Raw genomic sequence first — 20268 nt, forward strand, 5'->3', positions numbered from 1 at the left:
GTCAACGCCGGATTTGATAGCGCATGCGCTATCAAATTTGACGGTCACCTATCCCTACCGAGAGCTTCCTGACGGGCTGTGCGTCAGACCATCGCCCGGCGGCCGGCGAGGGCGCGGCCCAGCGTCAGTTCGTCGGCGAACTCCAGGTCGCCGCCCATCGGCAGGCCGGAGGCGATCCGCGTCACGGTCAGCCCGGGGATATCGCGCAGCATCCGCACCAGGTAGGTGGCGGTCGCCTCGCCCTCGGTGTTGGGGTCGGTGGCGATGATCACCTCGGCGATGTCCACGTCGTCGACCCGCTCCCCGATCCGGCTCAGCAACTCGCGGATCCGCAGCTGCTCGGGCCCCACCCCGGAGAGCGGATCCAGCGCACCGCCCAGCACGTGGTAGCGGCCGCGGAACTCGCGGGTGCGCTCGACGGCCTGGACATCCTTCGGCTCCTCGACGACGCACACCAGGGAGCCGTCGCGGCGGGGGTCTGAGCAGATCCGGCAGCGCTCGTTGTCGGAGATGTTGCCGCACACCGCGCAGAACCGCACGCCGTCGCGGACCTTCCCCAGCGCGGCGGTCAGCCGGTCGATGTCCGGGGGTTCGACGGACAACAGGTGGAACGCGATGCGTTGCGCGCTCTTGGGCCCGATGCCCGGCAGCTTGCCGAGCTCGTCGATCAAATCCTGGACGGGTCCTTCAAACATGTCGGCGGAGTGTCTAGAGCTCCGGCGCCGGGGCCGGAGGCTGGCCCGGGGGCGGGCCGCCCAAGCCGCCGGCCAGCGCGCCCAGCCGTTCCTGCGCCATGCGGGTGACCTGCGTGGAGGCGTCGGCCATGGCGCCGACGATCAGGTCCTGCAGCGTCTCGACGTCCCCGGGGTCGACGACCTGGGGATCGATCCGCACCGCGACCACCTCGCCGCTGCCTTTGACCGTCACGTTGACCAGGCCCCCGCCGGCCTGCCCGTGGATCTCGGCGTTGGCGAGCTGTTGCTGGGCTTCCATCAACTTCTGCTGCATCTGCTGCGCCTGGGCCAGCAGCGCCGACATGTCGCCTCCGGGTTGCATGACAGTCCCCTCGCATCTTGGTCTCGAGTTGGTTTCGCCTGCGGGTGTCCGGCGATTCGAAACACCCAGCGTAGACCGCGCGAGGCTACCTTTGCGCCGTGGACCTACGAGTGAGCAGGCGTGTCGGCGTCAGGTTGGTCATCGGTGTGCTGGTCGCCGCTTCGACCGCGATCACCCCGGCCGCGTGGGGTGTCCCCTCCAACATCGCCGGGATGGTGGTCTTCATCGATCCCGGCCACAACGGCGCCAACGACGCGTCCATCAGCCGTCAGGTGCCCACCGGCCGCGGCGGCACCAAGGACTGCCAGGCGAGCGGGACGTCGACCAACAGCGGCTATCCGGAGCACACCTTCACCTGGGACACCGCGCTGCGGGTCCGCCAGGAGTTGAACGCCCTGGGCGTCCGGACCGCGATGGCGCGCGGGAACGACACCGGGCTGGGGCCGTGCGTCGACGAGCGCGCCAACATGGCCAACGCGCTGCACCCCAACGCGGTCCTGAGCATCCACGCCGACGGGGGGCCGGCGTCGGGCCGCGGATTCCACGTCAACTACTCGGCCCCGCCGCTCAACCAGGTGCAGGCCGGGCCGTCGGTGCAGTACGCGCGGATCATGCGCGACCAGATGCAGGCCTCCGGCATCCCACCGGCCAACTACATCGGCCAGGGTGGGCTGTACGGGCGCTCGGACCTGACCGGCCTGAACCTGGCGCAGTACCCGTCCATCCTGGTCGAGTGCGGCAACATGAAGAACCCCGCGGATTCGGCGCTGATGGAGTCGGCCGAGGGCAGGCAGAAGTACGCCGACGCGATGGTCCGCGGCGTCGCCGGCTTCCTGGCCTCGCAGGGCCAGGCGCGCTAGTTAGGCCGAGCCTTCCAATTCGTTCTTCAGGTTGGCCAGCACCTCGCCCTGAATCCTCTTCAGCCCCAACGGCGCAAAGGTCTTCTCGAAGAACCCCTTGATGCCGCCCGCACCGGTCCAGGTGGTCTTCACGGTGACGCTGGACCCGGGTCCGGCGGGGGCCACCGTCCAGTTGATGATCATCGACGAGTTGGCGTCCTTCTCGATGACGGAGTGGCCGGCGACGTCGACGTCGACCTGCACGTCGCGGACTCGGGATTTGGTCGCCTGCAGCTTCCATTTGGCCACCGTGCCCGCGCCCTGGCCACCCTGCAACACCTGGTAGTCGCTGTACTGAGGGGACAGAATCTTCGGGCGCACCGTCTGATAGTCCGCGACGGCCGCCAGGGTGGCGGCCGGCTCGGTATTGACCAAAATCGTGCTGGCAGCACTCACCTGTCCCAAGACAAACTCCTGAAGCTATGCCGCCCGCGCGCGGGTGCACGGGCTGTGGTCGAAGACTAGGGTATATGTGGTGCCTGCCTCAGGATCTGCACTCTCGGCGCACAAGTCGGGCGTTGACCGGTTGATGGCGAGTTATCGATCCATCCCCGCAACGTCCGCCGTCCGGCTCGCCAAGCCGACCTCAAACCTGTTCCGCGCCCGCGCTAAACGCGACTCCCCTGGCCTCGACACGTCGGGGCTGACCGGCGTGCTGAGCGTCGATCCCGAATCCCGCACCGCCGACGTGGCCGGCATGTGCACCTACGAAGATCTGGTCGCGGCGACGTTGCCGTACGGCCTGTCGCCGCTGGTCGTCCCGCAACTGAAGACCATCACCCTCGGCGGTGCGGCCAGCGGCCTGGGGATCGAGTCGGCGTCGTTCCGCAACGGCCTGCCGCACGAATCGGTGCTGGAGATGGACATCCTCACCGGCGCCGGCGAATTACTCACCGCGTCGCGCACCCAGCATCCCGACCTGTTCCGCGCCTTCCCCAATTCCTATGGCACGCTTGGTTATTCGACCCGGCTGCGCATCGAGCTGGAGCCCGTCGCGCCGTTCGTGGCGTTGCGGCACATCCGGTTCCGCTCGCTGCCGGCGCTGATCGCGGCGATGGAACGCATCATCGACACCGGCGGGCAGGTCGGCACCCCGGTGGACTATCTCGACGGGGTGGTGTTCGGCGCCGACGAGAGTTACCTGTGCATCGGCCGGCGAACCACCACCCCGGGCCCGGTCAGCGACTACACCGGGAAGGACATCTACTACCAGTCGATCCGGCACGATTCCCCTGGTGTGGAAGCCACCAAGGACGACCGGCTGACGACGCACGACTACTTCTGGCGCTGGGACACCGACTGGTTCTGGTGCTCGCGCGCGTTCGGCGTGCAGAACCCCCGGATACGGCGGTGGTGGCCGCGGCGCTACCGGCGCAGCAGCGTCTACTCGAAGCTCGTCGCCATGGACCAGCGCTTCGGTGTCGCGGACCGGATCGAGAAGCGCAACGGCCGGCCGCCGCGGGAGCGGGTGGTGCAAGACGTCGAGGTGCCGGTCGAACGGACCTGCGAGTTCCTGGAGTGGTTCCTGGACAACGTGCCCATCACCCCGATCTGGCTGTGCCCGCTGCGGTTGCGCGACGACGAGGGCTGGCCGCTGTATCCGATGCGGCCGGACCACACGTACGTCAACGTCGGGTTTTGGTCCTCGGTGCCGGCGGGCGCCACGGAAGGTGAAACCAATCGGACGATCGAAGCGAAGGTGAGCGGACTCGACGGGCACAAGTCGCTGTATTCCGACTCCTACTACACCCGCGAGGAGTTCGACGAGTTGTACGGCGGCGAGGCCTACAACACCGTCAAGAAGACCTATGATCCCGATTCCCGTCTCCTCGACCTCTATGCAAAGGCGGTACAGCGGCGATGACGACCACCCAAGAACCCCACCGCGCCACCACCGGAAAAATGAGCATGGCGGAGATCCTGGCGGTCTTCGCCGCGACCGGGCGGCATCCGTTGAAGTTCACCGCCTACGACGGCAGCATCGCGGGCAACAAGGATGCCGAACTGGGCCTTGACCTTCGGACCCCGCGGGGCGCCACCTACCTGGCGACCGCTCCCGGCGAACTCGGCCTCGCCCGCGCGTACGTGGCGGGCGACCTGGACCTGTACGGCGTCCACCCCGGAGACCCGTACCAACTGCTCAAGACGTTGACCGACCGCGTCCAGTTCAAGCGGCCGCCCGCGCGGGTGCTCGCCAACGTGGTGCGTTCGATGGGTCTGGAGCGGCTGGTGCCGATCCCCCCGCCGCCGCAGGAGACCCCGCCGCGGTGGCGCCGGATCGCCGACGGGCTCATGCACACCAAGACCCGCGACGCCGAGGCGATCCATCACCACTACGACGTGTCCAACACCTTCTACGAATGGGTGCTCGGCCCGTCGATGACCTATACGTGCGCGGTCTATCCCGACGCCGACGCGACGCTGGAAGAGGCCCAGGAGAACAAGTACCGGCTGGTCTTCGAAAAGCTGCGGCTGCAACCGGGCGACCGGCTGCTCGACGTCGGCTGTGGCTGGGGCGGCATGGTGCGCTTCGCCGCGCGACGCGGGGTCCGGGTGATCGGTGCCACCCTCTCGGGTGAGCAGGCGAAGTGGGCGCAGCGAGCGATCGAAGACGAAGGGCTCACCGACCTTGCCGAGGTCCGCCATTCGGACTACCGCGACATCGGCGAGCGCGGCTTCGACGCCGTGTCCTCGATCGGGTTGACAGAACACATCGGCGTCAAGAACTACCCGGCCTACTTCGGGTTCCTGAAGTCCAGGCTGCGCACCGGCGGCCTGTTGCTCAACCACTGCATCACCCGCCACGACAACAAGTCGACCTCGTTCGCGGGTGGCTTCACCGACCGGTATGTCTTCCCCGACGGGGAGCTCACCGGTTCCGGGCGCATCATCACCGAGGTGCAGGACGTCGGGTTCGAGGTGCTGCACGAGGAGAACTTCCGACATCACTACGCGATGACGCTGCGGGACTGGTGCCGCAACCTGGTCGAGCACTGGGACGAAGCGGTCGAGGAGGTCGGGCTGGCCACCGCCAAGGTCTGGGGTCTCTACATGGCGGCCTCGCGGGTGGCGTTCGAGCAGAACAACCTGCAACTGCACCACGTGCTGGCGGCCAACGTCGATTGCCGGGGCGACGACCAGCTGCCGCTGCGGCCGTGGTGGACGCCCTAGCCCACTAGCCCCCGTCGATCCGGCGCGCGCCCAGCTCGTTCTGTAACAGCTCCAGCGCGACCTCCTCCGGATCGCGCCGCGGCCCCGACGCCTCCGTACGTCCGGCCTCGGCGAGCATGTGTTCCTCTTCGTCGTCGCGCCGGGCCACGTCGGGCGCCGGCTCCTCGACCCGCGTGGGCGGGGGCGCCGACTCGACCGGGGCGGCGGCGCCGACCTCGCAGCGCACCCGCCAGTTGACGCCCAGCGCGTCCTTGAGCGCTTCGGCGATGACGTCGGCGTTGCGCTGTTCGCACAGCCGCTTGGCCAGCGGCGCCGACGAATGCGTCAACACCAGCGTGTTCTCCTCGAGGGCGCGGACGGTGGCACCCGCCAGCATGACCTCGGTGGTGCGGCTGCGCTGGCGCACCTTGTCGCGCACCGTGGGCCACATGGTTCGCACGGCGGCCGCGTTGAGTTCGCCCGCGGCGGCGGCCGGTTCGGCGATCGGCGCGGCGGCCGGTTCGGGCGCCGGGGGCGCCGGGACCGGTTCGGGGACCGCCTCCGGCCTGGGAACGGGCGGAGCGGACCTGGGCGGGACGTGCTCCTTGGGCGGGGCCGGCTCCCTGCGCGGCCGCGCCGGCGTGGCCACCGCCGGGTGCGGCGGGTGCGCGGCGGCCGCCTCCGAGGCGGGGATGGACATGTCGAGGCGGGTCTCGATCCGCTCGACGCGCTGCAGCAGGGCCGACTCGGTGTCGCTGGCCGAGGGCAGCAGCAGCCGCGCGCAGACGACTTCGAGCAGCAGGCGGGGGGCCGTCGCGCCGCGCATCTCGCCGAGTCCGGCCTGCACGACCTCGGCGTAGCGGGTCAGGGTGGCCGGCCCCAGGCGGGTCGCCTGGTCACGCATGCGGTCGAGCACGTCCTCCGGCGCATCCACCACCCCGCGGCTGACCGCGTCGGGAACCGCCTGCATGAGAAGGAGGTCGCGGAACCGCTCCAGCAGGTCGGTGGCGAAGCGCCGCGGGTCGTGGCCGGAATCGATCACCGACTCCACCGCACCGAACAACGCGGCGGCGTCGCCCGCCGCGAGGGCGTCCACGGCATCGTCGATCAGCGCGACGTCGGTGGCGCCGAGCAGCCCGAGCGCCCGCGGGTACGTCACGTGGGCGCCCTCGGCACCCGCCAACAGCTGATCGAGCACCGACAGCGTGTCGCGCGGGGAGCCGCCGCCGGCGCGGATCACCAGGGGGAACACCGCGTCGTCGACCGCGACGCCCTCCTGCTCGCAGATCCGCCCGATCAGCGACCGCATGGTCTTCGGCGGCAGCAGCCGGAACGGGTAGTGGTGGGTGCGCGAGCGGATCGTCGGCAGCACCTTCTCCGGCTCGGTGGTGGCGAAGATGAAGATGAGGTGCTCGGGCGGCTCCTCCACGATCTTGAGCAGCGCGTTGAACCCCGCGGTGGTCACCATGTGCGCCTCGTCGATGATGAACACCCGGTAGCGCGACTGCGCCGGCGCGTAGAACGCGCGGTCCCGCAGCTCCCTCGTGTCGTCCACGCCGCCGTGGCTGGCTGCGTCCAGCTCCACCACGTCGATGCTGCCGGGGGCGTTCGGAGCCAGCGCCGTGCAGGACTCGCAGACGCCGCACGGGGTGGCCGTCGGCCCCTGGGCGCAGTTCAGCGACCGGGCCAGGATGCGCGCCGACGACGTCTTGCCGCAGCCGCGCGGACCGGAGAACAGGTAGGCGTGGTTGATCCGGCCGGCTTCCAGGGCGATCGACAGCGGCTCGGTGACGTGCTCCTGCCCCACCACCTCGGCGAAGGTTGCCGGTCGGTACTTGCGGTAGAGGGCCACGCTCAGCAGGCTACCGGCGCCGGCCGACCAGAGCTCGGCTGGCAGGGCCCGCTGTGGGGCACCTCCCGCTTGCGGGGAAACGTCGGACCGAAAACGTGGTGACTAAAGCGCGGCGGCTTTTGAGGGTGCATCAGCGGCTTCGAGTGTGCGGGCAAGGCTTTGGGCGTGCGTCCAGGGTGGGATTTCGCCAGATTCTCCGCCCTCAGCGCACACAGAAAGCCGTCAGCTCACGCTGGATGCGGCGGAGACGAGCAGCGACTCCGACGCCGCCAGCAGCGCGCAGGTGGCCAGCCCGTCGACCGCGTCGCGCAGGTCGGGCAGCGACGGGAAGGTGGGCGCGATCCGGATGTTCTTGTCCTCCGGGTCTTTTCGGTACGGGAAGGACGCTCCCGCCTCGGTCACGGCGATGCCGGCGTCCTTGGCCAGGGCCACGGTCCGGCGCGCCGTTCCGGGCAACACGTCGAGGCTGATGAAGTAACCGCCCTGAGGTTCGGTCCAGGACGCGATCTTGGAGTCGCTCAGCCGCTTGTCCAGGATGTCCAGCGCCAGCTCGAATTTCGGCGCCAGGATCTGCTGGTGACGCAGCATGTGCAGGCGCACCCCGTCGGCGTCGCGGAAGAAGCGCAGGTGCCGCAGCTGGTTGACCTTGTCCGGGCCGATCGACTTCTTCCCCGCGTATTGCAGGTACCACGCGATGTTGCCCAGCGAGCCGCCGAGGAAGCTCACGCCCGCACCGGCGAAGGTGATCTTGGAGGTGGACGCGAACACATAGGGCCGGTTGGGGTTGCCGGCCTTGGCCGCAAGCCCCAGCACGTCGATCTGGCGGATGAACTCGTGCGTCAGGGTGTGCACCGCGTACGCGTTGTCCCAGAACAGCCGGAAGTCGGGCGCCGCCGTGCGCATCTGGACCAGCCGGCGCACCGTCTCCCACGAGTAGGTGATGCCGGTGGGATTGCCGAAGACCGGCACGGACCACATGCCCTTGATGGCGGGGTCGACGGCGACCAGCTCCTCGATCAGGTCGACGTCGGGGCCGTCGGCCAGCATCGGCACCGGGATCATCTCGATGCCCATCGTCTCGGTGATCGCGAAGTGCCGGTCGTAGCCGGGAACGGGACACAGGAACTTGACGCTCGGTTCGTCCTTCCAGGGGCGCTGGGAGTCGACACCGCCGTAGAGCATCGAGAAGGCGACCAGGTCGTGCATCAACTCCAGGCTGGAGTTGTTGCCGGCGATCAGGTTGGGCACGCCGATGCCGAGCAGCTCGCCGAAGATGGCCCGCAGCTCGGGCAGCCCGTGCAGGCCGCCGTAGTTGCGGGTGTCGGTGCCCTCGCTGTCGCGGTAGTCCTCGCCGGGCAGGCTCAGCAGCTGGTTGGATAGGTCGAGCTGCTCCGGCGCGGGTTTGCCGCGGGTCAGGTCGAGGGCCAGCTTCTTGGCCTGCAGGTCGGCGTAGTCCTGCTGGTTGCGCGCGTGCAGGGCCGCCAACTCTTCGGGGCTGAGGGAATCGAAAGACACCACGGGCCCTTTCGCTGCTCATAGTGGCGATCGCAAGCGCGGCGGAGCCGGGCGCAGCGGGTCGCCACTGATCGAACCTAGTGCGATCGCAAGCGCGGCGGAGCCGGGCGAAGCGGGTCGCCACTCTATGGATATAGGGGACCCCGCGCACCCGACAGAGCCCATTGACCCTTGCTGCCTTCCGGCCCTGGGGGAGTTCACAGGATAGACGCCGCGCGGGGTCCATCGCGAGTGTAATACCCGGCGCGACGGTGCCGCCGAGCGCGTGGCGGCGGCTACGGCGGCCTCGGTTACCATGGCCACGGAGGATTCGCCTAGTGGCCTATGGCGCTCGCCTGGAACGCGGGTTGGGTTAACAGCCCTCGCGGGTTCAAATCCCGCATCCTCCGCAATTGGTCCGCCATGCGGACGTGCACGAATTGGTTGGGATTCGGGTTGGCCGCCTTTAGGCTGGCGTGAACTCACCAGCACGAGGAGGGGTATGGGGCGCAAGATCGCCGTGCCGTGGCACCTGCTGTTCTCCCTCGCTGCCGGCGCCCTCTACTTCTTCTTCGTGCTGCCCCGCTGGCCGGAGCTGATGGGTGACACCACGCGGACGTTGGGGACGGCGCTGCGGATCACGGCGGGTGCGCTGATCGCGCTGGCCGCCCTGCCGGTGGTGTTCAACCTGTTGCGGGTGCGCAAGCCGGAGCTGGGGACGCCGCAGATGGCGCTGAACCTCAGGGTCGCCTCGATCGTGTGCCACGTGCTGGCGGGCGTGCTGATCATCGGCACGGCGATCAGCGAGATCTGGCTGAGCCTGGACGCCGCCGGCCAGTATCTGTTCGCGATCTACGGCGCAGCCGCCGCGATCGCGCTGCTGGGATTCTTCGCGTTCTACCTGTCGTTCGTCGCCGAGTTGCCGCCGCCACCGCCGAAACCGATCAAGGCGAAGAAGCCCAAGAAGCGCCGGCGCCGCAACGAGGGTGACGAGGCAGAAGACGCCGAAGCCGAGGCCGAAGAGCCGGAGGAGACCGAGACCGTCAAGGCCGAGGGCTCCGAAGCCGCGGAGGAAGAGCCGGCGGCCGCGCCGGCCGCGTCCCCCGCTGAGTCCGAGGACGCGGGAGCGGCACAGGCCGGGCTGCGCAACCGCCGCCCGACGGGCAAGGGCTCGCATCGGATGCGGCGGCGCACCCGGGGCGGCGTGGCCGTCGAAGACGCCGTCGACGAGGACTGATCAGCCGCGTCGCCGCAGTCGCTCGACGTAGGCGGCGATCCGGTGCAGCGTCTCCTCCGCGCCCCACATCCGGCGGACCTCGTCGTCGATAGCCCGGCCCTCGCGGATCCGCGCCATCGTCGGGGCCCGCAGCTGGGTTTTTGTCTGGCGGTACGCGCCGGCCGGGATGCCGGCGAGATCGGACGCCTCCGCCAGGGCCACCTCCACGAGGTCCTCGGTGACCACCCGGTGGGCGAGCCCGCGGGCCACGGCGTCGGGCCCCCGGTAGCTGAGCCCGCCCAGCAGCACTTCCTCGGCGGCGTCGCCGCAGGCGTAGCGCATCACCTCGAGCGCGGCGACCGGGAAGGGCACCCCGACGCGCACCTCGGCCGCCCCGATCTGCGCCTGCGGGCCGATCAGGCGGCGGTCGCAGGCACACGCGAGCACGCATCCCCCGGCGATGGCGGCGCCGTTGATCGCGGCGACGGTCGGGCCCGGGTAGGCGAACATCGCCTCGAACGCCGCGGACAGCGCCGGGACCAGCCGATCGGTATAGCCGGAGCCGCCCTCCACCACCCGGTTGAGGTCGACGCCCGCGCTGAACGCCCGGCCGGCTCCGGTGACGACCAGCGCGCCGGCGTTCGAACGCCCCAAGTCACGCACCGCCAGGGTCAGCTCGTCGAGCAGTTCGACGTCCTGGGCGTTGACGGGACCCGACGACAGGGTCAGCACCTGAACGGTTCCCACCGTCTTGATGTCGATCATGGTCGCCTCCCGGTCAGCGGCTCACGGCCGCGATGACGACCGGGATGTCGGTGTTCTCGTCGGTGTGATAGCTCGCGCACACGCGGTGGTAGCCGTCGGCGATCTGTAGCGGGACACCGGTCGCGAAGTCGCCGCGCACCAGCAGGATGGGCGACAGCGGTTGGCCTTTCTCGATTTTGGTCAGGTCGGCGGCGACGTGGGGGTTGTCGGGCGGCAACAGTCCCAGCTGCGCCGCGCGCAGGATGTCTTTGGCCTTCCTGTGCGTGACCGTTCCGGCCTTCAGCTTCTTGAGGACCTTCTTGACGGTGTTCGCGTCCGCGAGCATGGTGAGGTAGTCGGCCGCCGCCGGAAAGTCATGGGCCTCAGGCTTTTCCAGCCACTTCACGCTCAGCATCGCGTGTCTCCCTTCCTCAGCGCCGACCTCGACGCAGCCTACCGGCTCGGCGCCGCCGAATTTGGGATCGGTAGCGAATCCGGCGTCCTGTACTTGCGCCATGGCGACGCCATCGGGGCGGCGCATGAAGGAAGGGAACCGGAAGTGAAACGTCTTCTCGCGGCTGCGATTGGGACACTGGGCGCCGCATCGGTGCTGGTGGGGTGCTCCAGCGGCGGCCACACGACCAGCCCGGCATCCAGCACGGCCCCCAGCGTCGCCCACGGCGGCGGCGCCCAGGTCAAGGTCGGCGGCGCCGACCTGGCGGGCCTGGACCCGGCCTCGGTGACGTGCGTCCGGACGGGCGGCAAGATCGACATCGGCAGCGGTTCCGGCGGCGGGCGGCAGGCGCTGGCGGTCGTGATGACCGACGAGGCCACCCCGAAGGTCGAGTCGCTGGCGATGGTCGTCGACGGCAACGCCCTGTCGGTCAGCAACAACATGGGCGCGAAGGTCGGTTCGGCCGACGTGGCGGTGGACGGTAAGACCTACACCATCACGGGCCAGGCGCAGGGCGCCGACCTGAAGAACCCGATGGCCGGAATGATCACCAAGGACTTCAACATCAAGGTGACCTGCGGCTGATGGTTGCGGCCGGGCGGCGGACGTGCCTGAACCACGCGTCCGCCGCTCGCCGCTTTCGCATGTCGGGACGACATCGGCGGACTTATGATGCAGCCGTGTCGATCCCCGAGGAGTTGGACAACGCGCGCCGCCTGGCGTTCGCGTCCGACGAAGCCGGGGCCCGCGACCTGTTGCTGTCCCTGATTCCGCGCATACAGCGGGAGGACCGCGACGATCTGATGCTGGAAGTCCTCGCCCAGCTGGGCGAGATCTACCTCGGCCGCGGCGCGAATGACGGGGTGCGCGAATCCATTCGGCGCATCGAGGACTGCGTGGCGATCTACGCGGGCATGCCCGGCGACGCCGGCATCGCGCAGATGATCCGGCGGTACTCGCGGCGGGCTCGGTTCCTGCAAGCCGGCCTGGCCGCGGCGATCGGGGACCACGAGGGCGCGGCGGCCGCGCTGGCGGTGCTGAATGACGAATCCGACACGGACTTTCCGTCGCTGGCGGACGAACACGCGCGACTGCGCATCCATGCGGCGGTATTGTGCGCGACCGCGCTGTGCGACGACGACCTGCATGTCCGGTCGGTCCCGCTGTGGGACAACGTGGTTCGCGCCGTCGAAGACCATGCCGGCAAGGGTGAGGCCGCGGACCACGTTCGGGTGGTCGCCGGCATCGGCTACGGCAGGTTCTGCGTCGAGACCGGCCGGCTGTCGGAGGCCGATCCCTGGTTACGGCGCGCGGAAGCCCGCGCCCAGGCCAACGGTTGGGCACTGTCCACGGCGCGAGCGCAGTTGGAGCGGGCGACGGCGTGCTGGGCGGCGAGCGACCACGCCGGCACCGAGCGGCTGGTGTCGGAGGCCTACCCCGTGATCGCCCGCCACGCCCGCGCGCACGACGTCGCCCGCTGCTGGCTGTACCTTGGCCTCGCCCGGCTGGGGGCGGGGGCGCTGGAGGCCGCCGACGAGTGCTGGGAGCACGCCGAACGGCACTGGCGGGAATTGGGAAAGCCGCTGTACCTGCACCGTATCTTGTTGCAGCGCAGCTGGATCGCGATCTTCTGGAGCCGCTTCGCCGACGCGGTCGAACTGATCGCCCAGGCCCGCGAACTGCTCGACTCGTCGCCGCGCAGCAGCTGGCTGCAGTACGCGCTGCTGGACAACCATCTGGGCACGGTGTGGCGCGCGGACGCGTTGGCGGACCTGGGTTTCGACAGTTCGGGCGATCCCGACGAGACGCTGCAGGAGACCGAGGCGCGGCAGGCGCAGGGACTCGGCATCCTGCACGGCGAGATCGGCACCGAAAAGTATTGGCGCGGCATGGCCAAACTGCAGCAGGCCGCCGAACTCAAGGTGCCGGCGGCCCTCGCGGTCGACTCGGTGCGGTATTCGATCGCCGACGCCGACGCGCGATCACGATGGGCGCGCAGCATCGCGGCGCCGGTCCTGGCCGGCGCCTTCGCCGTCGCCTGGGAATGGGAGAACACCGAACTGATCAGTGAGCTGGTCGAATACCACAGCGCGCGAGGGACGTTCGGTACGGGCGCCGAGCGGCCACAGGCCGGCGAATGGGCTTCGACGGCCACGGCGCCAATCCCCGTCGACACCGAGCTGGAGCCGGACCCGGCGCTGGCGGCGGCCGGCTCGTCGCCTCCCGGTGGCGCATCGCTGACCCGGCTCGGGCCGCTGCCGCCGTTGCGCATGCAGCCCGACGCCGGGCCGATCCTGAGCCACTATCGCGCGCTCGCGCAGCAGCGCTATGGCCGCGACGTCACGGCGGCCGAGCCCGCCTGGTCGACCTGGCCGTGAGCGCCGGCCGGACCACCCTGATCCTGCGGTACGCCGACGTGGGGATCGCCACCTACGCCAGCTTGCGGATCGTCGGGCAGCCGTCGCGAACCGTCAACTGGGTCATCGAAGAGCCGCTGCTGCTCGCCGCGCTGGAAGAGCTGGCGAATGCCTTGCCGGAGCCGCACGGCTCCGAGGACCGGCGGGACGCGATCGAACGCGCCCTGACCACCGGTCCGTTCGCGGCGGCGGAGGCCGAGCTGACGCTCGCCTACATCCTCGGGGTGTTGCTGATCGGCGCCCCCGGCTGGCAGCTGCTGACCGAGTGCGTCGCCACGCCGCGCGCGGTGCTGTTCGTCTCGCCCAGCGCGCGGCTGGCGCGGGTCCCGTGGGGGCTGCTGGCGCTGCCCAAATCGGGGCCCAGCAAGGAGGAACTGGTGCGCGCCCGTCAGGAGGCGATCACCGCCAGCGGCCGCGCCGCGGCCCGGATCCCCTGGCAGCTCGCCGACATCGCTCAGCACACCGACGGCCACCGGCTGATGGAAATGGTCGACGTCCTGATGGCGGTGCCGCCGAACATCGTGCACTCACCGCGCGTCCCGGCGGCGTGGGAAGCCAGGAAGGCCGGCCCGCCGCTGCTGGTCCTCGACCCCCGGGTGCCGGGGCAGCGCCCGGACTCCGCGCTGGGTTCGGTGCTCGGCAGGCCGTCCCCCGAGACCCCGTTGGCGCGGCACTTCACCGAGTTGCTTCGGCACCGGCCCGTGCTGCCGGTGATTGAATCCCCGGCCGCCGCCATCGACCTGTTCCGCCGCCGGGACGCCGATCGCACGTGGCTGGCCAAGCTGCTCGCCCAGGCCCCGAGCCGGCTGCTCTACGTCGGGCACGCGAGTTCAGCCGACGGCCAGGCGGATCGCGCCGCGCTGCACCTCGCCGACACCGCAGAGGTCCCCGGCGACGCCGACCCGATCGGTGATCACCGCCCCCTGACCGCCTCGGATTTGATGGCCCTGCAACTGCCGATGCCGCCGCGGGTGGCCCTGCTCGCGTGCGGGTCGGGCGGGGACTATCGATTCGACGAGGCCACCGGGCTAGTGGCGGCGACGATCCTGGGCGGCGCACAGCTGGTGACGGCCACCCTCTGGTCGCTGCCCACCACCGCCGCGTATCGCCAATTCGCCCAGGCGGCCGCCGATCCGATGGCCGACATCGTGGCCGCCGTGGACCGCGCCCACGACGCCGAGACCGACGCCGGCTGCGCGGTGAACCGCTGGCAGCGCGACCGGATGCGGCGCTGGCGCGACGGCGACGCGACGGCCAGCCCGCTGTACTGGGCCGCGGTGGTCAGTTTCGCCGTGGACGGCGCGCGCTAGCGCTCACCGCGACCCCACGAACGCCGCGTGCACCGCCAGCACGTCGTCGGGCAACGAAAGCTCTTCGCGCGCAGCGGGATCGAACGCCACCAGGACGACCAGGCCGGGGCGCAGCATCGACACATCGAAATCCTCACCGCAGCGCGCCAACTTGCCGATGAACGTCTCCCCGGACACCGCGACCACCTCGATGAACACCTGACGCGCGACCGTGCGGACCGTGCCGACCCCGACCGCGGCGTCCGCGGCGCCCCGGGTCCGCGGACGGCCGAGCCGGTGCACCAGTGCCAACAGCTTCTTCATGCGCCCAGGGTGGGACGGCCGGCAGGCTACCGAACCCAAGTTTTCCGCTGCCGCGCTTCGCGCGATGCCCCTATTCTGTGCAGATGAGCGCGGATTCGCAGCTGGCCGTCGCGGTCGGCCAGCCTCGCCGGTCGGTGATCGACGCGGCCTGGCGGGCGATCGGCCCCGGCGTGGAGGTGCTCAGCAGCGACGACGGCGGGCCGTTGACCCGCACCGTCAAACGCATCATCGATCCGCTGGTGCTTCGGCTGCGCTCGAACCCGCAATACTCCGCCCCCGTCGTCGCGCCCGAGACCGCCGCGGCCATGCGTGACCTGATTGTCGCCAGTGCCGACGAATTACGTTCGGCCGCAGCATGGTTCGAGGCTCTCAAACAGGAGCGCCGCAGGCAACGCATCCGCAGCGGAAACGCCCAGGAACTGTACTTCCCCGTGTGCTTCGAGCTCGCGGTGACGAAAGGCCCACCGGCACCGCAGGATCGCGAGACGGCGGCCGCGGTTCTGGCCGACATTCACCAGGGTCGCGACCGCACCGCGATCGAGGTGCTGCACCGGTACGTGGCCGATCCCGAAGCGGTCGCCAAGCTGGCCGACCAGCTCGACCGCAGCTGGCGCGACGTGCGGGCCGCCGGTGACACCGTCATCGAGCCGTTCCTGGCGGAGCTGGCCACCGTGCTCGGACCGGCCAACAGCCACCGCACCGCGACGGCCCGGCAACGCGTCTGGTCGGCGATGATCGCCGACGCCACCCCGTACAACCTGGGGGCGTTGGCCCGGGTCCAGGCGGCGGAGCTGCCGTGGTCAATCGTGGGTCTGGGCTTGAGCGCGGTTGCGCCGCAACGGCCCCCGCAGGTGGTCGGCGGCGCCGACGGCGACCGCCCGCTGGACCGCAGCGTGGTGGACCGGGTGCGTGCGACGTTGCGCCGCGCGCTGGACCGCGACGCGCTGCCCGATATCCCCTTGCTGTGCGAGGAGGAGGTCGACCGGGCCTGCGCGCCGTGGGGGTTGCTGGCCGAGGACAAGCAGGCCACTCTCGTGGCGGGCATCGAGGTCGCGGTCGAGCTGGCCCCGCTGGACCCGTCCGCCGCCGGCCGCTATGCCCTGGCGGCGCAGATCCAGGCGCGGCTGCGCAAGGAGGCCTATGTGCTGCACGCCCGGCGCTACCTCGCCGAGGGCGGCCCGATCCATCCGCGCCAACGGCAGGTGGTCGACGACCTCGCCACGTACGCGCAGCCCTACCTGAGCCGGCTGTGGGCGCGGCTGCACGGCCGCGACGTGTGGCAGGAGCCCTGCGACGACGTCGATGACGTGCGGTCGCTGCTCGAGGGCGTGGCGCGGTCGGTGAGCCTCGATCACCGGCAGCGGATCAAGGCGATGCTGGAACTGCAGGTGGCCGGATGAGATTGGTCGCCGATTCGGGGCTGTGGAGCACCGGACCCGCCAGCGAGGCCACGCCGCTGGCCGCGGTGCTGGAGGTCAGTGGCGCGGTGCTGTCGTGGACCCTGGACGCACCGGGCGAGCCCGACGGCGCCGCCCCGCACATCACGTTCACCGATGTCGGCCGCGCCGACTGGCTTTGGCGGGTGGTCGGCGAATCCGGCCATGTCGCGCTGGCTTCCGCGGTGGCGTCGGCGGACGAACCGCGCGGCGTCGACCTCGCCGGCGTGGACATCCTGCCGGGCTCGCTGGAGACGCTCCGCAGGCTGGCCGTCGGCCATTGGCTGCGGCGCTGGTGGCCGGCCAGCCGGCACGAGGGCATCGTCGGGCTGGACCGCGCACTGTTGGATCTCGAGGTCGCGGTGCTGACCGCGGGCGCGCAGGGCTTCTTCGCCGACGACACCTTCGATTCCGATGTCGCGGACCTGCTGGCGCCGCACGCCGCCGCCCTGGCCGGGCACGCCGCGGAAGGCGACCCGCGGGCGCTGGACCTGATCCGGGCCGGCGCCGCGCTGGCCGACGAGGTCGGGGTGGACGGCCCCGGCTGGCCCGAACTGTCTGCCGCCCTTGATGATTCGGAGCCGTTTTGGGTGCCGTCGAGTGGACGCCGAGACGACTACGCCCTGGCCGCCGGCGCGGGCGCGGGCCCGCGCGCCGCGGCCCCGATCGCCGACGGCGTCGCGTCCGTCAACTGGGGTGGCGTTCCGCCAGGCATCTTCGACGCCGGCGAGGACACCGTCGACTGGACGGTGGAGGCGGCCGGAACGGAGGTCGTCGCCCGCGTGCGGGTGGCGGTCATCGGCCCGGACGCGCCCACCGGCGTCGCGGTGCGGCTGACCTCCGGGAGCATCTCCGGCGCGGGCGCGCTGGACGCCGGCGGCCGCGCGACCCTCGCCCTGGCCGACGGCACCCAACGTCCGCTCACGGAATCGGCGGCATGGAACCACGATTGGTCGGCGACGTCGGTCCTTGTCGGGGCCGTGACGATGGAGTCGGCCGAAACCCGGGAGCGCGTGCGGCGCTGGGCGCGGGCACGGCTGGACCGGCCGGCCGTCGACGCCTACCTCGCCGAGATCCTGGCCGCCGAATCCGCCTACTAACGGCAGCACCCATTCCCTATGCTGAGCGAGTGCCAAACACCTATCGAGTGGTTCAGTGGAACACCGGCAACGTCGGCAAGAGTTCGCTGAAGTCGGTCGTCGCCAACCCCACGCTGGAACTGGTGGGCTGCTATGCGTGGTCGGCCGAGAAGGTCGGCCGCGACGCCGGCGACCTCGTCGGGATCGCGCCGCTGGGCGTGGCGGCCACCAACGACGTCGGCGCGCTGCTCGCGCTGAAACCCGACTGCGTGGTCTACAACCCGATGTGGATCGACGTCGACGAGCTGGTCCGCATCCTGTCCGCGGGCGTCAACGTGGTGACGACGGCGTCCTTCATCACCGGGGGCAACCTCGGCGACGGGCGGGACAAGATCGCTCAGGCCTGCGAGAAGGGCGGCGCCACCATCTTCGGGTCCGGGGTGAGCCCGGGTTTCGCCGAGCTGCTGGCCATCGTGTCGGCGATGGTGTGCAACCGGATCGACAAGGTCACGGTCAACGAGGCCGCCGACACCACGTTCTACGACTCACCGGAGACCGAGAGGCCGGTGGGCTTCGGGCAGCCGATCGACCACCCGGGGCTGCAGGCGATGGCGGCGAAGGGCACGGCCATCTTCGGCGAGGCCGTCCGGCTGGTGGGCGACGCGCTGGGCGTCGAACTCGACGACGTCAAGTGCGTGGCCGAGTTCGCCCAGACCACGGCCGACCTCGAGATGGCGTCCTGGACCATCCCCGCCGGGTGCGTGGCGGGGGTGTACATCAGCTGGCAGGGCATCGTCGGCGACACCACCCTGATCGACCTGAACGTCCGGTGGCGCAAGGGCCAGACGCTCGAGCCCGACTGGAAGATCGACCAGGACGGCTGGGTCATCCAGATCGACGGGCAGCCGACGGTCACCACCAAGGTCGGCTTCCTGCCGCCGCCTTACTTCGAGGCCACCACGATCGAGGAGTTCATGGACCTCGGCCACATCATGACCGCGATGCCCGCGATCAACGCGATCCCGGCCGTTGTCGCCGCGCCGCCGGGCATCGTCACCTACACCGACCTTCCGCTGACGCTGCCCCGTGGGAACGCCTGTGTCAGCATGAAGCGATGAGTGTGAAGCGCATCGTCGTTGCCGTTGTGGCCGTGGCGAGTTGGGTGGTGCTGGGCGGGGCGCTCGACAACCCGGCCGCTCATGCCGACCCCTGCCCCGCCGTCGAGGTGGCGTTCGCCCGCGGCACCGGCCAGCCCCCGGGGGTCGGCAGTGTGGGCCAGGCGTTCATCGACTCCCTCGGGCCCCAGCTTTCCGGGCGGTCGATGGGTGTCTACCCGGTCAACTACCCCGCGACCGAGGCCTTCGCCGCGAGCGCCCAGAACGGTGCCGACGACCTGGTTGCCCACGTACAGGACATGATCGGTCGCTGCCCCAACACCCGAATGGTGCTCGGCGGGTTTTCGCAGGGTGCCGGCGTGATCGACTTGGCCACGCCGGCCATGCCACCCCGGGCGGTCGACCACGTCGCGGCGATCGCCGTCTTCGGCAACCCGACGAGCGCCCTCGCGAATCGGTTGTCCGGCACCGTGTTCCCGCCGATCGCCCCGCCGTACGCCGCGAAGACCGTCGACATGTGCGCCGCCGGCGACCCGGCGTGCTCGGATGGCTCCAACATCAACGTCTTCGCCCACGCCTCGTACGTGCAGTCCGGCATGACGACCCAGGCCGCGAACTTGGTCGCCGCGCGATTGTAGGGCGGCCCGCCCCTAGCCGGGCGGCTCCGGGGGCTCGGGTCCCGGCGGTGGCGCGGTCGGCGAGTCCCTCAGGTACCTGCGCAGCCGCAGCAGCTGGTTGATCACCATGCCGATGCCGAGCAGCATCAGCCCCACCACCACTGCCACCACGATCGCGGCGCTCACAACCACCATGATGGCAGGCTCGGGGTTTCAACTGCTCCCTTTGCTGGGTAGCCACACCGGCATGAGTAACGAGGACAAGCTGAAGAACAAGATCGAGGACCTGGGCGGCCGGGCCAAGGAGGCCATCGGCAAGGCGACCGGGGACCACGAAACCAGGGACGAGGGCCGGGCGGACCAGGCGAAGTCCAGCCTGAAGGACGCCGGCGAAAAGGTGAAAGACGCCTTCAAGAAGTGAGCAAGCTTGCCCCGCTGCGTCGGCTGCCTGCGCTCGTCGGACTGGCGGCGCTGGCGACCGGCGCGCTGGTCTCCAGTGCGCCGAGTCCGTCCGCGTCCGCGGACCCGTGTCCCGATGTCGAGGTGGTGTTCGCCCGCGGATCGGGTGAGCCGCCCGGTGTCGGCGGCATCGGCGGGTCCTTCGTCGACGCGCTGCGCTCGCAGATCGGCTCCCGATCGTTGAGCGTCTACGCGGTCAATTACCCTGCCAGCACGGACTTTTCGAACCCCAACTTCCCGCAGACGGTCGTCGACGGCATCCGTGACGCCAGTTCGCACGTCGAGGCCACCGCCAAGAACTGTCCCAACACCCGCGAGGTGCTCGGCGGGTATTCGCAGGGTGCGGCGTTGGCGGGTTACGTCACCTCGGCGGCCGTACCGTCGGGCGTGCCGGCGTCCGCCGTGCCGTCACCGATGCCGCCCGACGTGGCGAACCACGTCGCCGCGGTCACCCTGTTCGGGACGCCGTCGGGCGACTTCCTGCAGAAGTACCACGCCCCGCCGCTGGCCATCGGCCCGCTGTATCAGCCGAAGACGCTGGAGCTGTGCGCCCAGGGCGATCCGGTGTGCGGCACCGGCACCGGGAACGACTTCGCCGCGCACGTGTCCTACGGCGTGAACGGCATGACCGGCCAGGCCGCCAACTTCGCCTCCAGTCACCTGTAGG

22 protein-coding genes, 1 tRNA gene and 1 other RNA gene are annotated in these 20268 nt (G+C 70.4%); 14 read left to right on the top strand and 10 right to left on the bottom strand.

Going from position 1 to position 20268, the window contains the following annotated elements:
* Positions 1-83 precede the first annotated feature (83 nt).
* Together recR and A5713_RS11500 are read right to left on the bottom strand one after the other, a co-directional pair.
* Positions 84-695 carry a recombination mediator RecR gene (recR, locus tag A5713_RS11495; RefSeq protein WP_068095579.1) on the bottom strand — a complete coding sequence of 204 codons (612 nt, stop codon included), beginning with the start codon at positions 693-695 and terminating at the stop codon, positions 84-86.
* 13 nt (positions 696-708) lie between these two features.
* Complete coding sequence (locus A5713_RS11500; RefSeq protein ID WP_067922271.1) at positions 709-1056, bottom strand: YbaB/EbfC family nucleoid-associated protein; 348 nt, start codon at positions 1054-1056, stop codon at positions 709-711.
* Between the two features lie 98 nt (positions 1057-1154).
* Between A5713_RS11500 and A5713_RS11505 the strand changes: the two genes are divergently transcribed.
* Positions 1155-1916: an Rv3717 family N-acetylmuramoyl-L-alanine amidase gene (locus tag A5713_RS11505; protein ID WP_067922268.1), complete on the top strand. Its 762-nt coding sequence runs from the start codon at positions 1155-1157 to the stop codon at positions 1914-1916.
* Here A5713_RS11505 and A5713_RS11510 read toward each other — a convergent pair whose 3' ends face one another.
* On the bottom strand, positions 1917-2360 hold the full coding sequence (locus A5713_RS11510; protein ID WP_068060588.1) for an SRPBCC family protein: 444 nt from the start codon (positions 2358-2360) through the stop codon (positions 1917-1919).
* A gap of 124 nt (positions 2361-2484) precedes the next feature.
* On the opposite strand from A5713_RS11510, the gene A5713_RS11515 reads away from it, so the two are divergent.
* Positions 2485-3819, top strand: coding sequence for an FAD-binding oxidoreductase (locus A5713_RS11515; protein WP_369804411.1), 1335 nt, complete (start codon positions 2485-2487; stop codon positions 3817-3819).
* Positions 3816-5126, top strand: coding sequence for a class I SAM-dependent methyltransferase (locus tag A5713_RS11520; RefSeq protein ID WP_197509186.1), 1311 nt, complete (start codon positions 3816-3818; stop codon positions 5124-5126). Before A5713_RS11515 ends, A5713_RS11520 begins: the two co-directional genes overlap by 4 nt.
* Before the next feature lie 4 nt (positions 5127-5130).
* On the opposite strand, the gene A5713_RS11525 is transcribed toward A5713_RS11520, so the two are convergent.
* The 3 genes from A5713_RS11525 to ffs all read right to left on the bottom strand — a co-directional run bounded on the left by A5713_RS11525 (position 5131) and on the right by ffs (position 8699).
* Positions 5131-6957 (bottom strand): DNA polymerase III subunits gamma/tau, encoded by a 1827-nt coding sequence (locus A5713_RS11525; RefSeq protein ID WP_068095584.1) that lies wholly within the window; start codon positions 6955-6957, stop codon positions 5131-5133.
* Positions 6958-7179: 222 nt separating this feature from the next.
* Positions 7180-8472 (bottom strand): aminotransferase class I/II-fold pyridoxal phosphate-dependent enzyme, encoded by a 1293-nt coding sequence (locus tag A5713_RS11530; protein ID WP_102420053.1) that lies wholly within the window; start codon positions 8470-8472, stop codon positions 7180-7182.
* Between the two features lie 132 nt (positions 8473-8604).
* Positions 8605-8699, bottom strand: an RNA gene (gene ffs / locus A5713_RS11535) — signal recognition particle sRNA small type.
* A gap of 76 nt (positions 8700-8775) precedes the next feature.
* Here ffs and A5713_RS11540 point away from each other — a divergent pair.
* Positions 8776-8861, top strand: a tRNA-Ser gene (locus A5713_RS11540).
* A 92-nt stretch (positions 8862-8953) separates the two neighbouring features.
* Entirely contained in the window at positions 8954-9688 is a 735-nt protein-coding gene (locus tag A5713_RS11545; RefSeq protein ID WP_068095588.1) for a hypothetical protein, read from the top strand.
* On the opposite strand, the gene A5713_RS11550 is transcribed toward A5713_RS11545, so the two are convergent.
* Together A5713_RS11550 and A5713_RS11555 are read right to left on the bottom strand one after the other, a co-directional pair.
* Entirely contained in the window at positions 9689-10432 is a 744-nt protein-coding gene (locus tag A5713_RS11550; protein ID WP_068095590.1) for an enoyl-CoA hydratase/isomerase family protein, read from the bottom strand. It abuts the gene before it with no gap.
* Between the two features lie 13 nt (positions 10433-10445).
* Positions 10446-10826, bottom strand: a complete 381-nt coding sequence (locus tag A5713_RS11555) for a hypothetical protein (protein ID WP_067919291.1) — start codon at positions 10824-10826, stop codon at positions 10446-10448.
* Positions 10827-10970: 144 nt separating this feature from the next.
* Between A5713_RS11555 and A5713_RS11560 the strand changes: the two genes are divergently transcribed.
* The 3 genes from A5713_RS11560 to A5713_RS11570 all read left to right on the top strand — a co-directional run bounded on the left by A5713_RS11560 (position 10971) and on the right by A5713_RS11570 (position 14592).
* A complete protein-coding gene (locus A5713_RS11560; RefSeq protein ID WP_067919302.1) occupies positions 10971-11450 on the top strand; it encodes a lipoprotein LpqH in 480 nt (159 codons plus the stop codon).
* Positions 11451-11545: 95 nt separating this feature from the next.
* Entirely contained in the window at positions 11546-13243 is a 1698-nt protein-coding gene (locus A5713_RS11565) for a hypothetical protein (RefSeq protein WP_068095592.1), read from the top strand.
* On the top strand, positions 13234-14592 hold the full coding sequence (locus tag A5713_RS11570) for a CHAT domain-containing protein (protein ID WP_068095761.1): 1359 nt from the start codon (positions 13234-13236) through the stop codon (positions 14590-14592). Before A5713_RS11565 ends, A5713_RS11570 begins: the two co-directional genes overlap by 10 nt.
* A gap of 3 nt (positions 14593-14595) precedes the next feature.
* Here A5713_RS11570 and A5713_RS11575 read toward each other — a convergent pair whose 3' ends face one another.
* Positions 14596-14934 carry a hypothetical protein gene (locus A5713_RS11575; protein WP_067919287.1) on the bottom strand — a complete coding sequence of 113 codons (339 nt, stop codon included), beginning with the start codon at positions 14932-14934 and terminating at the stop codon, positions 14596-14598.
* Between the two features lie 44 nt (positions 14935-14978).
* Between A5713_RS11575 and A5713_RS11580 the strand changes: the two genes are divergently transcribed.
* From A5713_RS11580 to A5713_RS11595, 4 genes are read left to right on the top strand one after another with little or no spacing between them, the layout of a single operon-like run.
* Complete coding sequence (locus A5713_RS11580; protein ID WP_068095594.1) at positions 14979-16295, top strand: hypothetical protein; 1317 nt, start codon at positions 14979-14981, stop codon at positions 16293-16295.
* Complete coding sequence (locus A5713_RS11585) at positions 16292-17431, top strand: hypothetical protein (protein WP_068095597.1); 1140 nt, start codon at positions 16292-16294, stop codon at positions 17429-17431. Before A5713_RS11580 ends, A5713_RS11585 begins: the two co-directional genes overlap by 4 nt.
* Positions 17432-17460: 29 nt before the next feature.
* On the top strand, positions 17461-18528 hold the full coding sequence (locus A5713_RS11590; RefSeq protein ID WP_067919281.1) for a dihydrodipicolinate reductase: 1068 nt from the start codon (positions 17461-17463) through the stop codon (positions 18526-18528).
* Positions 18525-19163, top strand: coding sequence for a cutinase family protein (locus A5713_RS11595; RefSeq protein WP_082972906.1), 639 nt, complete (start codon positions 18525-18527; stop codon positions 19161-19163). The genes A5713_RS11590 and A5713_RS11595 overlap by 4 nt, the downstream gene beginning before the upstream one ends.
* A gap of 12 nt (positions 19164-19175) precedes the next feature.
* Here A5713_RS11595 and A5713_RS28730 read toward each other — a convergent pair whose 3' ends face one another.
* The gene (locus tag A5713_RS28730) at positions 19176-19337 is read right to left on the bottom strand and encodes a hypothetical protein (protein WP_197509096.1); all 162 of its coding nucleotides are present in this window, start codon (positions 19335-19337) and stop codon (positions 19176-19178) included.
* Positions 19338-19389: 52 nt separating this feature from the next.
* Here A5713_RS28730 and A5713_RS11600 point away from each other — a divergent pair, with 52 nt between their 5' ends.
* Positions 19390-19563, top strand: a complete 174-nt coding sequence (locus A5713_RS11600; protein ID WP_055403166.1) for a CsbD family protein — start codon at positions 19390-19392, stop codon at positions 19561-19563.
* Positions 19560-20267, top strand: coding sequence for a cutinase family protein (locus A5713_RS11605; RefSeq protein WP_369804408.1), 708 nt, complete (start codon positions 19560-19562; stop codon positions 20265-20267). The genes A5713_RS11600 and A5713_RS11605 overlap by 4 nt, the downstream gene beginning before the upstream one ends.
* The last annotated feature ends 1 nt before the right edge of the window (position 20268 follow it).

It is taken from the genome of Mycobacterium sp. E2497 (genome assembly GCF_001668695.1).
Lineage (GTDB): Bacteria > Actinomycetota > Actinomycetes > Mycobacteriales > Mycobacteriaceae > Mycobacterium.